Here is an 11,632-nt window from a genome sequence, read left to right as displayed (position 1 = left end):
CAGACCCGCGCATCACCATACCCACCTCATCCCGGCGACAGCCTCGCGCGCGCTGCCCCCTGCCCATGGCTCCGGGTCCGCCGCGGCCCCCAGGCGACGCCGTGGTGCCTGACCCACGCGCGCAGGCACCGGCTCCGTCAGAAGCAACACCACCGCCACCCCGAGCGCGCCCAGGCCGACCCCGAAGCTCGCGGTGCTTATTGGGCTCGCGACCGCCGCCGTGTGGATCGCTTCCTCCCCCGTCTTGTTGCAGAAGCTGTCGCGGCAGTTCTCCGCGATGGTCTCCTTCTGGCTCAACGTCACCCAGCCTGCGATGGATCCGGCGACGACCCCTGCCAATCCCACGCCCCCCGCGATGTACATGCCGAGCCGGCGTCCTGACATCCCGTCGTCGATGGATGGAGGGAGCAACACCGGCACAGGCTCGAGCGGCCGGCTATATCGCACCGTCTTCGCCTCATCGCCGGGCTGCGCCACCGTCAGATCGATCGTCAGGCGCTCTTTCCGGTTCACGAAGAACCGCCTGTCCCGCGGCGGCCCCCCGGGCGGCTCGGTCCTCACCCACTGCTCTCCCGGATCGACCGGCATCGGCACCCCGAGCACCACCGGCACGGCGTCCGGGCTCGCCTTCGACGACCGCGTCACCTTCGTCCCCTTCGGCGCCGCCTCCGGCAGCCGGAACGTCACCCGGGGGATGTCGGCGTCGAGCCGCTCCCGCCTCTCCAGCGCGAGCTTCTGCCGCGCCGCCTCGTCCTGCTGCTCCGGAGGGGACAGGCGCTCGAGCGCGTCGAGGTATTCATCGTAGTGCAGCGCCGCCGTGGCGATGCGCCCCGCCCGCTCCTCGCACTCGGCAAGATGAAACAGCGTCCGCGGCCGCTTCTCCAGCCGATAGCTCTGGCGAAGCAGAGGACACGCCGCGTCGTGACGACCGGCCTGAAGGTCTGCCATCCCTTTCTCGAAGAGCTGCTCTGGATCGCTCGCGCTGGCCGGCGCCGTCGACCCCAGCAGCGCGCCCCCCAGCAGGACTGCCGCCGCATAGCTGCCAGACCGACGGCCGAGAGAACGACGCGGCGAAGAGGAGAGTTGGTCGGACCCTGCGCAGGTCGAAGCGGGCATCTCAGGTGCTCCATCAAGGTGGCAAGAAGGTCGTGGCGCCTCCGCGCCCGTCCTGCGCAGCCGGCATCTCCTCCACAACCAAGTCCCCGCTGCATCTTACGTGGGTGCCTAGCGCGGGCCAACGGAATAGTGCGCGGTCACGAGCCCCATGGCCGCCGGCTCGCGCGGCGCGAGACCGAACCCGTCTCCTCTCGTGCGAGGCCCTCCGAGGTCGTTCCTTCCTCGGATTCCTCAGACCCCGACACACCGCGCCGGCCCTGCACACATGAACATCTCGACACGAAGAGGTATTTCGTGTGTCGGACTCGTTGCCAGTGCGCCTGAAGCATTCCGCGCGCACAGCACCGAATCAGTCGGCGCCGTGCCGTTCGACGCGGCGCTCACGCCTCGTTGCAGCAACCGGGTGAGCGCCTCGCCCGCATCGGCCGCTTCACCGGCCTCTGCAGTTTTTTTCCATGCGCCGCGCGCCCCCAGTTACCATCGCTTCCATGCCGTACCCGACCGGCGTCCGGGGGCGCCGGCTATCGTTCCGCCGCCCCCTCGGGGCCCTGCTGGCGGCCTGCGCGCTCATGGGTTGCGGGGGCGGGGTGGTCGCTACTCGCCTTCTTCTCGAGATCCGCATCGCCGCGCTGGCGAACCAGAATTCCCCGATCCCTGTCACGCTCCTGGCTGTCTATGACACGAAACTGTTCGAGCGCCTCGCCGAGATGTCGGCGAAGCAGTGGTACGAGCAAAGGGATCAGCTCCGGCGTGATTTCCCTGGCGGAGACGCCTTCACGGAGTGGGAATGGGAGTTCGTGCCGGGGTACACGCCGCCTCCGGTCGTGGTGGAGATCCCGCGAGACGCGAAGCCGCTCGTGTTCGCGAATTACCGCGCGCCCGGATCCCACCGCATCCGCCTCGGCTCCCAGCAGCGGATCCGGATCGAGCTGCAGGACGGGGACTTCGCCGTGACCACCCTCGAAGCCCTGGAGCAAAACCGATGACCGCGGGCAAGCTCCCGACGCGCCACGCCACGGGCAGTCACGCTGCCGGGCAGCCCCGCCTCGCCAGGAGAGCTCACGCATGAGGCGCGCCGCCGAGGTGCCCGCCGCCGTCCAGTGGCACGACGGCATGCTGCTCTCGCCGCAGCACTTCCAGGAGGCCGCACGGCGCTCGGAGCGCCTCCTCGATTACCACCTCGGGCAGCTCCACCCGTTCCATTACGGGGTCCACCACCTCGAGATCGACGCCGGGCTCCTCGCGAGCGGCACGCTGCGCCTCCTCGAGGTCGAGGCCGTGCTCCCCGATCACCTCGTCGTCCATCACACCGCGCGCGATCCCGAGCTCCAGGTCGACCTCAAGCCCCACGCCGCCGAGCTCGCGTCAGGCCCCCTCACCGCGTACCTCGCCGTCCCCAAGGAGCACCTCGGCGGCGCCGCGACCGGGGGCGACCTCGCCCGCTATCGCTCGATCGAAGGGGCGCCGGTCCCGGACGACAACACGGGAGAAGAGCCGCTCCCGATCCCGCGCCTCGTCCCGGTGGCGCGCCTGCTCGTCGCAGCGGCGCCGCCGGCCCGCTTCGTGTGCCTGCCCATCGCGGAGGTGCGGCGCGAAGGCGAGGCGTTCGTGCGCACCGAATACCTGCCGCCGAGCATGTCCGTCCCGCTAACCTCCCCGCTCGGCGCGATGTGCGGCCAGATCACCGCGCGGCTGCGTGAAAAGGCGCTGCGGCTCGCCGACAGGCTCAGCGCGCATTCTCGCAGCAAGGAGCGAGACGTGCTCGAGGAGCTGCGCCGGCAAATCCACGCCCTCGTCACCGCGTTGCCCCCCTTCGAGGTCGTGCTCGGCACGGGCAGATCTCACCCCTACGCCCTCTACCTCGCGCTCTCCTCCCTCGTCGGCCACCTCGCTGCCCTCGCCCGCATGCCGGTCCCGCCCGTCCTGCCCGCTTACCAGCACGACGATCTGCGGGTCACCTTCGGCACCGCGCGCGACCACGTCTTCCGCCTCGTCGACGAGGGCATCCTGGAGTCGTTCACGGCTCACCCCTTCGACTTCGGCGACGGGCGCTACCAGGTGGAGTTCCAGCGGCGCTTCGCCGGGCGGCCCGTGCTCGTCGCCGTGCGCGGCCGCCGCGGGGCGCAGGAAAAAGACGTCGTGAGCTGGGTCGAGGGCGCGCTCATCGGCTCGGCGCGCCGCGCGCGCGAGATGCAGCAGAGCCGCGTGCTCGGCGCCGGACGGCGGCGCGTCGATCGCCACGGGGATCTGATCGCGCCCGCAGGGACCGTGCTCTTCGAGCTCGAGCCGTCGAGCCCTTACCTCGATCTGGGCGAGCCGCTCCTCATCTTCAACACGGGAGATCCCTCCGCGGCCGCCGGGCCTGCAGAGCTCGTCCTGTATGTGAAAGCGACCGACGAGCGAGCATGACGGCAGGAGCTACAGCCACCGTGGAGACGCCACGACGGGAGGCCCCGGCCCCTCTCCAGGGGAGCCCCGTGCAGGCGCTCGCGGGGAGCACGCTCCTGCTCGACGCCTTCCATGCGTTCTACGCCGAGGTCGTGCGGCAGCGACAGCTCGTCACCCTCGCGCACGGAGGGCTCGCGCCAGGCATCGAGACGGTGCGGCAGCGCCTCGTCGACTTCCTGGAGACCCAGGCCGTCTCGCTCGGCCGCAAGCTCACCAAACACGAGCTCCGGGCCTACGACGACGCCCAGTACGTGATGGCCGCCATGGCCGATGAGCTCCTCCTCCAGGCCGAATGGGACGGGCGGTACGCGTGGGCGGAGCGCCCGCTGGAGGCGCACATCTTCCACACCTACGTCTCCGGCGAGCGCATCTTCCGCAAGCTCGACGACGTGCTCTCCGGGCACGACGCGGCCCCCTCCGCGCTGCTGCTCGTCTACCTCGCCGCCCTCGCGCTCGGCTTCCAGGGCAAATACCGCGCGCTCGGCCTGCGCGACAAGCCCGAGCGGTACCGGCAGGACCTGGCGCTCCACCTCCAGCGCGTCGATCCCACCCTGGCCACCGGGCTCACCGAGCTCTGCCCCCAGGCCCACGCGCACACCCTCGGGGGCTCGTCGCGGAGCCGGCTGCCGTCGCTGCGCGCCGGCGTCGTCCCGCTCGCCGTCGTCGCGGGCTTGCTGGTGCTCGCCGCGCAGGGCGTCTGGCTGTACCGCGTCGATCGCGTGGTCGAGGAGCTCGACCGGATCGAGGGCGCGCCGTGACGTGGCCCCTCGCGATCGCCCTCGCGCTGCTCGTCGCCGCGCTCGTCGGTCTGGCGCTGCTCCTCCGCGCGCGGCGCCGGCGCCGCGCGGCAGGCGCCGCGCCGACCGACGATCTCGAGCGCGAGATGGCGCGGCTCTTCACCGCGGCGCGCGCGGCGCTCAGGGCGTCGCCCGACGAGATCCCGTGCTTCCTCGTGCTCGGCGCCGCCGGCGCCGGCAAATCCACGCTGCTCGCCGGCGCCGGGCTCACGCCGCGCTCCGGGACGACCGCGCGCTCGCTGGGCGATCCGTCGACCTGCCAGGTGTGGCTCTTCGAGCGGGCGATCTTCGTCGAGCCGGCGGGGCGGCTGCTCGAGAGCGAGCCGCAGGGCGGCGGGGCGCCTCACGGGTCCGGCTTCCGCGCCGTCCTCGAGGCGATGCGGCGCGCGCGCTCCGAGCGGCCCGTCGACGGGATCCTCGTCGCGCTCTCCGCCCGCGACCTGCTCGACAGCGACGGCGCGGCGCCGGCCCAGCAACGGGAGATCGCCCACCTGCGCCAGCGGCTCGACGAGGCGCAGCAGCACCTCGGGATGCAGGTCCCCGTCCACCTCGCGATCACGCAGAGCGACCGGCTCGCCGGGTTCGACCGCTTCGCGCACGAGCTCGACGCCGATCTCCGCCAGGCGACGCTCGGCTGGGCGCAGCCGGGCGCCGCCTGGGTCGAGAGCACCGCAGGCCTCGTCGACGAGGCGCTCGGCGGCGTCGGCGCAGCGCTCTCCGCGATGCAAGCGCGCCGCCTCGCGGCGGACCGGCCGTTCGTGACGGGCGTCGAGGCGTACTTCCTCTTTCCGGACGCGCTCCTCGCGCTGCGCGAGCCCCTGAGGCGGTCGCTGGAGGACCTCCTCCGCCCGAACGATGGCGGCGAGCCCGTCGCGGTCCGGAGCCTGTCCTGGGTCGGCCTGGAGCCGCCGGTGCAGCCCGAGCCCGCGCAGCCCGCGACGCCATCGGAGAGGCCGGCCGGGCGACGGGCGCTCTTCGCGCGGGATCTCCTCGAGAGGAAGGTGATCGCCGAGGCCTGCCTGGCGCGCCCGACCCGCCTCACGCTGCAGCGCCGGCAGCGCGTCGTGCGGGCGCTGAGGATCGCCACCGTCGCGCTCGCGCTCCTCTACAGCGTCTTCCTCGGCCTCGAGAGCAACCGCCTGGAGCGCCACGCCGCGTCGCTGCTCCCCTTCCTGAGCGACCTGGCGGCGAGCCTGCGCCACATGAAGCTCGAGGACCCCAGCGCCGACCCCTCGGGCGCGGTGCGCGCGGAGCGATCCGTCCGCCTGCTCCAGGGGCTGAGCGCGATCGAGGGCACGCGGCTCCGCTCCGCGCTCGTGCCCGGATCGTGGCTGAGCGGCATCGACGCGCGGATCGAGCAGGCGATCGCGAGCGCCTACGAGCGGGTGATCCTCGACGCCTTCCGCGTCGGCCTCCACGCGAGGACGGGCCCGCTGTTCGGGGAGCCCCCCGCGCTGCTCCCCGCGGGCGCGGAGATCGCCGCGGCCACCTTGGAGCGCACGCCGGAGTACGTCGCGCTCGAGGCCTGGCTGCGCGAGGTGGCCGCGTTCGAGGGGCAGGTGGCGCGCTTCGAGACGCTCGTGGCCGGACCGCCGAAGGATCCCACGACCGAGGCCGGCGACGCGCGCGTCCAGAGCGTGGCCGATCTGGCCGAATCCGTCCTCCAGCACAGGCTCCCGCCCGCACGCACGACGGCCTACCAGCGGCGCGCGCTCCTCGCCATCCCGCCCCTCGCGGCCTTCGGCCTCGACGCGTACCGCGATCCGGCGCGCGCCCGGTCCGATCGCCTCTTCAGCCAGCTCTACCAGCGCATCTCGCGGACGCTCGACGAGGCCGCGCTGCGCGCGGACGTCGACGCGCTCGTCCGGGGGCTGAAGGAGCTCGAGCGCGGCGGCCCCGAGTACCGGTCCGCGAGCCTCGCCGCCCTGCACGACGCGATCGCGCGCACCGAGGCGCGGCTCGGCGCGCCCACCCTCTCCTGGGTCGCGGCCGACAGGCTCCCGCCGAACGCCGCGCTCGATCGCCTGCTCGCGGCGGTCCGCACCTTGAAGCTGCTCGGCGATCCGGCCTACGGCCTGGTGAAAGACGACGGCGAGGGGCGGCTCTTGCTCCTGAAGAGCTACCTGGGGGGCGCAGAGACAGCGCTCTCGGGGCCGCTGCTCGTGCGCAAGGAGGGCGAGGTGCAGCTCCAGCTCTCGCCCTTCGTCGCCGCCCTCAAGGAGCCCTCGACCGCGCTCCTGCGCCAGCGCTTCATGGAGCCCGTCGACAACGTCGATCCGCTGCCGGCGACCCTCGACGACGCGCGCCTGAGCTGGAACGTCGAGGAGCTCAAGGAGGGCGCGAAGCGCCTCAAGGAGTACGAGGCGTTCGCGCAGGAGGAGGGGCTCAAGCGGTTCCCGGAGAAGGTGCGGGGCACGCTCGGGGAGCTCGCCCTGCGCAACCTGCGGGACAACGTCCTCGCCGCGGTCGGCAAGGCCGCGCGCCGGGAGATGGCCCCGCCTCCGAGCGAGTCGCGCCGCGTCGAGACGGTGCGCACCGACGTCGGCACGCTCGCGCTCGCGAGCGAGCCGCTGCGGGAGATCCTGGCGGCCGCGGGGCGCCTCGGGCTGGAGGAGGTGCGCGATCGCGTCCGCGCACTCGTGCGCGGCCAGGGCGCGTACCTGCTCACCCTCGCCAGCCGGACGCTCGAGGCCGACGGGCTCTACGAGGTCAAGAACGGGACGTTCCTCTGGTGGAACGGCGAGCGCAGCCCGGCGTTCGAGGCGTTCGGCCTCGCCGACGGCGACGGGGCGCAGCTCGCGGAGTACGCGGTGGCGCAGCGGGGCCGGGCCGACGCCTTGACCCGCGCGCTCGCCGAGCCCGTCCTCGGCTTGCTGGAGAGCGCCGAGGTCGCGGCCGATGCCCGGTCCGTCAACGGCATGGCGCCGTGGCAACACATCGTCGGGGCGCTCCGCGATTACGAGGGAAAGAAGGCCGGCAACAGCGTCGCCGCCCTGGAGCGCTTCCTCCTCAACGACCTGCCCACGGTCACGTTCGAGAACTGCATCGCGCAGATCGAGCGCGTGCCGGTCGACGTGCGCTCCGACGACTACTTCGCCAGGCGGCGCCGGCGCATCCTCGTCCTGCTCCGCGATCGGTGCGCCACGCTCGCCACGGAGGAGATCCGCACGAAATACCCGAGCCTGCGCCGCTCGTTCCACCGCTCGCTCGCGGACCGCTTCCCCTTCGCGCGGCTCGAGCCGGGCGTCGAACGGGAGGACGCGAACCCCGACGACGTCCGGCTCTTCCTTCAGAGCGCGAGCGACTTCCGCAAGCGCTTCCGGCCCGTGCTGTCGCTGCGCGGCGGCGCCGCCGCCCGCGACGTCGTGCGCTTCCTCGACCGCATGGAGAAGGTGCGCGAGTTCCTCGCGCCGATGTGGGCGCAGGGGGACGCGACGATGGACGGCTCCTTCGACGTCACGACCGCCTTCCGCGTCAACCAGGCGCGCGAGGTGGCGGGCAACCAGATCGCCGAGTGGAGCCTGCGGATCGCCGAGGAGCGGCTGTTCCTGGGCGGGCCGAAGCCAACCGCCACCTGGCGGCTCGGCGACCCGGTCCAGCTCACGCTCCGGTGGGCGAAGAACAGCCCCGACATCCCGTCGGTCGAGCAGAACGCCGGCGCGGTCGCGAAGGAGCGGACGGCGACCTTCGAGGCGAGCGGCCCCTGGGCGCTCCTCCGGCTCATCGCGATGCACACGCACGCCGCGGAGGAGGCGGAGCTGAAGAAGGAGGACGCCGTCGCGAACATCCTCCAGCTCGTCGTGTTCACGATCCCCGATCCCGCCGGCGGCTGGCTGGAGCGGGCCGGTACGACCGGCGGCTCGGCCCGGGTGTTCGTGCGGCTCGGCCTCGTCGGCAAGGAGAAGGACAAGCAGCTCAAGTACCCCGATTTCCCGACGACCGCTCCGGTGCTCGACAGCGAGTAGCGCGGCAGCAGCGACGAACGAGGCACGCATGGCAGAACGCACCATCGCAATCGACATCGAGCGCCTCCTCGCGCCCATCTCGCAGGCAGCGCCCGCCGGGGCGCCGCTGCGCTACGAGGGCACCTACGATCGCGTCCGCGAGGCCCGGCGCGAGGACGATCCGACGCTGCCGCAGGGCGTGTGGGCGACGCGCCTCAAGGCGGCGGACTGGAAGCTCGTGGCCGAGCTCTGCGCCGAGGCGCTCGCGCGGCGCTCCAAGGACCTGCAGATCGCCGCCTGGCTCACGGACGCGTGGGCGCAGATCGGCGGGATCGGCGCGGCGGCGCCGGGGCTCCGGCTGATCGCGGAGCTCTGCGATCGCTACTGGGACGCGATGTTCCCGGCGCTCGACGACGACGGCCTCGAGGCGCGCGGCGACCTCGTCGGCTGGCTGGACGAGGCGCTCGCGCGGCGGCTCCGGATGGTCCCGCTCCTCGAAGGCAGCGACGACCGCCCCCCCTGCACGCTCGCCGACTGGGAGAGCGGCCGGATGGACGGCGGCGGCCCGGCCGAGGGCGCGCGCTCGGCCGAGCCCCTCGCGGCGCGGCTCTCCCTCGTCGATCGCTCGCGATGGACAGCGCTCCAGCGCGACGCGCGCGCCGCCCTGTCCGCGGCCGAGGCGCTGGAGCGGAGCCTCGCGGCGAGGATGGACCGCCCCCCGGTCCTCCACCGGACCCGCGGCGCGCTGCGCCTGCTCGGCGCCGCGACGGCGTCCGCCCTCGGCGAGCCCGCTGACGCTGACGACGCGCCGGCGCCCGCCGCGGGAGAGCCCCCAGCGCAGAGCGCGGAGGACCCGGCGCCCGCGCGGGGTCCGGGCCCGGTGATCCAGAGTCGGGTGGAGGCGTATCGCCGGCTCAACGAGGCGGCCGACTACCTCCTTCGCACGGAGCCGCACAGCCCCGTCCCGTACCTCGTGAAGCGCGCGATCTCCTGGGGGAACATGTCGCTCGCGGAGCTGCTCGGCGAGTTCGTGTCGAGCGCCGACGACCTCGTCGCGATCTACCGGCTGCTCGGCATGCGCGGCCGGGAGGAGGGCGACGCCGGATGATCTCATGAGACCGCCGGCGCCGGCCCGATCCACCGATCGGCCCCCGGCCCGGCCGCGCGAGGGTGGATTGGCCCCGGGGAGAGCGTCCGCGCGAGATGCACGCTCGACCGAGGCCGCGGGAGAAAGGAACGACCATGGCAGAGAGCAAGCAACAATGGCTGAGCAGGAACCGCCCGCCTCGGGTGCAGATCACCTATGACGTCGAGACCGGCGGCGCGATCGAGAAGAAGGAGATCCCGTTCGTCGTCGGGATCATGACGGACCTGTCGGGCACCTCCGAGGCGCCGCGGCCCAAGCTCAAGGACCGCAAGTTCGTGGAGATCGATCGCGACAACTTCAATGAGGTCCTCGCCGCGGTGGCGCCCGAGGCCACGTGCCTCGTCGACAACAAGCTCACGGACGAGGGCGGCAAGCTGAAGGTCAGCCTCTCCTTCAAGAGCATGGATGACTTCCGGCCCGAGCAGCTCGTGGAGCAGGTCGAGCCGCTCCGCGCGCTGCTCCGCGCGCGCGAGCGGCTGAACGATCTGCTCGCGAAGCTCGAGGGCAACGACGATCTGAGCGGGATGCTCAAGCAGGTCGTCGAGGACACGAAGAAGCTCGAGACGCTCAAGCAGGAGCTCGAGAAGGGCCGGGGCGGCTGAGCCGCGATCTTAGGACGGGAAGGGAGAGAGCCATGGCGGAAGAGAGCACCCAAGCGGTCGGCTCGGCGGCGGCAACGCCGGCCGAGGAGATGAGCCTCATCGACCAGATCCTCGCGCAGGGGATGGTCCGCGGCGCGGCGGAGCCGCAACGAAAGCACGCGCGCGATCTCATCGATGAGTTCGTGAACCAGGTCCTCGACGAGAAGGTGAAGGTCGGGAGCGACACGGTGGCGGCCATCGAGGCGCGCATCGCCGAGATCGACGCGCGCATCAGCGCGCAGCTCGACGCCATCCTGCACCACAAGGAGTTCCAGCGGGTGGAGGCGCGCTGGCGGGGGCTGAACTACCTCGTCATGAACACCGAGACCTCGACGCGGCTGAAGCTGCGCGTGCTCAACGTGAAGAAGGACGAGCTGCGCAAGGACTTCGAGGCCGCGGCGGACTTCGACCGGAGCGCGGTCTTCAAGAAGGTCTACGAGGAGGAGTACGGCACCTTCGGGGGCGCGCCGTATGGCATGCTCGTCGGCGACTACGAGTTCGATGGCACGAACCCCGACGTCTCCCTCCTCACGGAGCTCTCCAAGGTGGCGGCCGCGGCGCACGCGCCGTTCATCGCGGCGGCGTCGCCCGAGCTCTTCGACATGCCGAGCTTCACCCAGATCGGCGTGCCCGGCGACCTCGCGAAGGTCTTCGAGAGCACGCAGCTCATCAAGTGGCGCGAGTTCCGCGAGTCGGAGGACTCGCGCTATGTCGGGCTGGTCCTACCGCACGTCCTCATGCGCCTGCCGTACGGGCCGAAGGGCGTCCCGGTCGAGGGGTTCAATTACGAGGAGCAGGTCGGCGAGGGCGACGGGAACTTCCTCTGGGGGAACGCGGCGTACGCGCTCACGCAGCGGATCACGAACGCCTTCGCGCTCTACGGCTGGTGCGCCGCGATCCGCGGCGTCGAGGGCGGCGGCCTCGTCGAGAACCTCCCGCTGCACACCTTCAAGACGAGCGAGGGCGATATCGTCGCCAAGATCCCGACCGAGGTCGCCATCACCGACCGGCGCGAGAACGAGCTGTCGGAGCTCGGCTTCATCGGGCTCTGCTACAAGAAGGGGAGCGCGCAGGCGGCCTTCTTCGGCGGCAGCACCACCAACAAGCCGAAGGCGTACAACCTGCCGCAGGCGAACGCGAACGCCCGGCTGAGCGCGCAGCTCCCTTACATCCTCGCTGCGTCCCGGTTCGCGCACTACGTCAAGGTGCTCATGCGCGACAAGATCGGGAGCTTCGGCTCGCAGGAAGGCGTCTCCAACTACCTCAACAACTGGATCGCCGACTACGTGCTCCTCAACGACGGCGCAGGCCAGGAGACCAAGGCGCGGCTGCCGCTGCGCGAGGCGCGGGTCGACGTCTCCGAGGTCCCCGGCAAGCCCGGCGCGTACCGCGCGGTGGTGTTCCTGAAGCCGCATTTCCAGCTGAACGAGCTCACGGTCTCGATGCGGCTCGTCGCGGAGCTGCCGCCGCCTGCGGCGTGACGAGGAGCGGCGCGCGCCGCGTACGTGCGTGCGTAGAAGATGGCCGCGCTCGCGGAGG

The 11,632-nt window shown here is 72.1% G+C and carries 8 protein-coding genes; 7 read left to right on the top strand and 1 reads right to left on the bottom strand.

The window, feature by feature from the left end:
• Positions 1-12: 12 nt before the first annotated feature.
• Positions 13-948 carry a hypothetical protein gene (locus WMF27_RS46975; protein WP_437762348.1) on the bottom strand — a complete coding sequence of 312 codons (936 nt, stop codon included), beginning with the start codon at positions 946-948 and terminating at the stop codon, positions 13-15.
• Between the two features lie 656 nt (positions 949-1,604).
• Here WMF27_RS46975 and WMF27_RS46970 point away from each other — a divergent pair.
• The 7 genes from WMF27_RS46970 to tssC all read left to right on the top strand — a co-directional run bounded on the left by WMF27_RS46970 (position 1,605) and on the right by tssC (position 11,574).
• Positions 1,605-2,102, top strand: coding sequence for a type VI secretion protein (locus WMF27_RS46970; protein ID WP_437762349.1), 498 nt, complete (start codon positions 1,605-1,607; stop codon positions 2,100-2,102).
• 79 nt (positions 2,103-2,181) lie between these two features.
• The gene (gene tssK, locus WMF27_RS46965; RefSeq protein ID WP_437762350.1) at positions 2,182-3,525 is read left to right on the top strand and encodes a type VI secretion system baseplate subunit TssK; all 1,344 of its coding nucleotides are present in this window, start codon (positions 2,182-2,184) and stop codon (positions 3,523-3,525) included.
• Between the two features lie 20 nt (positions 3,526-3,545).
• Complete coding sequence (locus WMF27_RS46960) at positions 3,546-4,322, top strand: DotU family type IV/VI secretion system protein (RefSeq protein WP_437762351.1); 777 nt, start codon at positions 3,546-3,548, stop codon at positions 4,320-4,322.
• On the top strand, positions 4,319-8,326 hold the full coding sequence (locus WMF27_RS46955; RefSeq protein WP_437762352.1) for a type VI secretion system protein: 4,008 nt from the start codon (positions 4,319-4,321) through the stop codon (positions 8,324-8,326). The genes WMF27_RS46960 and WMF27_RS46955 overlap by 4 nt, the downstream gene beginning before the upstream one ends.
• A 28-nt stretch (positions 8,327-8,354) precedes the next feature.
• Positions 8,355-9,413 carry a type VI secretion system protein TssA gene (tssA, locus tag WMF27_RS46950; RefSeq protein WP_437762353.1) on the top strand — a complete coding sequence of 353 codons (1,059 nt, stop codon included), beginning with the start codon at positions 8,355-8,357 and terminating at the stop codon, positions 9,411-9,413.
• Between the two features lie 134 nt (positions 9,414-9,547).
• On the top strand, positions 9,548-10,054 hold the full coding sequence (tssB, locus tag WMF27_RS46945; RefSeq protein ID WP_437762354.1) for a type VI secretion system contractile sheath small subunit: 507 nt from the start codon (positions 9,548-9,550) through the stop codon (positions 10,052-10,054).
• Positions 10,055-10,086: 32 nt separating this feature from the next.
• On the top strand, positions 10,087-11,574 hold the full coding sequence (gene tssC, locus WMF27_RS46940) for a type VI secretion system contractile sheath large subunit (protein ID WP_437762355.1): 1,488 nt from the start codon (positions 10,087-10,089) through the stop codon (positions 11,572-11,574).
• The last annotated feature ends 58 nt before the right edge of the window (positions 11,575-11,632 follow it).

The sequence above is a fragment of the Sorangium sp. So ce281 genome, assembly GCF_051527395.1.
Classification (GTDB): domain Bacteria; phylum Myxococcota_A; class Polyangia; order Polyangiales; family Polyangiaceae; genus Sorangium; species Sorangium cellulosum_B.
This window is presented reverse-complemented; position numbering and strand designations above follow the sequence as displayed.

Excerpts from the sequence above, each read along its gene's own strand:
- WMF27_RS46975 (WP_437762348.1), bottom strand. The coding sequence starts at position 948 with ATGGCAGACCTTCAGGCCGGTCGTCACGACGCGGCGTGTCCTCTGCTT.
- WMF27_RS46970 (WP_437762349.1), top strand. The coding sequence starts at position 1,605 with ATGCCGTACCCGACCGGCGTCCGGGGGCGCCGGCTATCGTTCCGCCGC.
- tssK (WP_437762350.1), top strand. The coding sequence starts at position 2,182 with ATGAGGCGCGCCGCCGAGGTGCCCGCCGCCGTCCAGTGGCACGACGGC.
- tssA (WP_437762353.1), top strand. The coding sequence starts at position 8,355 with ATGGCAGAACGCACCATCGCAATCGACATCGAGCGCCTCCTCGCGCCC.
- tssB (WP_437762354.1), top strand. The coding sequence starts at position 9,548 with ATGGCAGAGAGCAAGCAACAATGGCTGAGCAGGAACCGCCCGCCTCGG.
- tssC (WP_437762355.1), top strand. The coding sequence starts at position 10,087 with ATGGCGGAAGAGAGCACCCAAGCGGTCGGCTCGGCGGCGGCAACGCCG.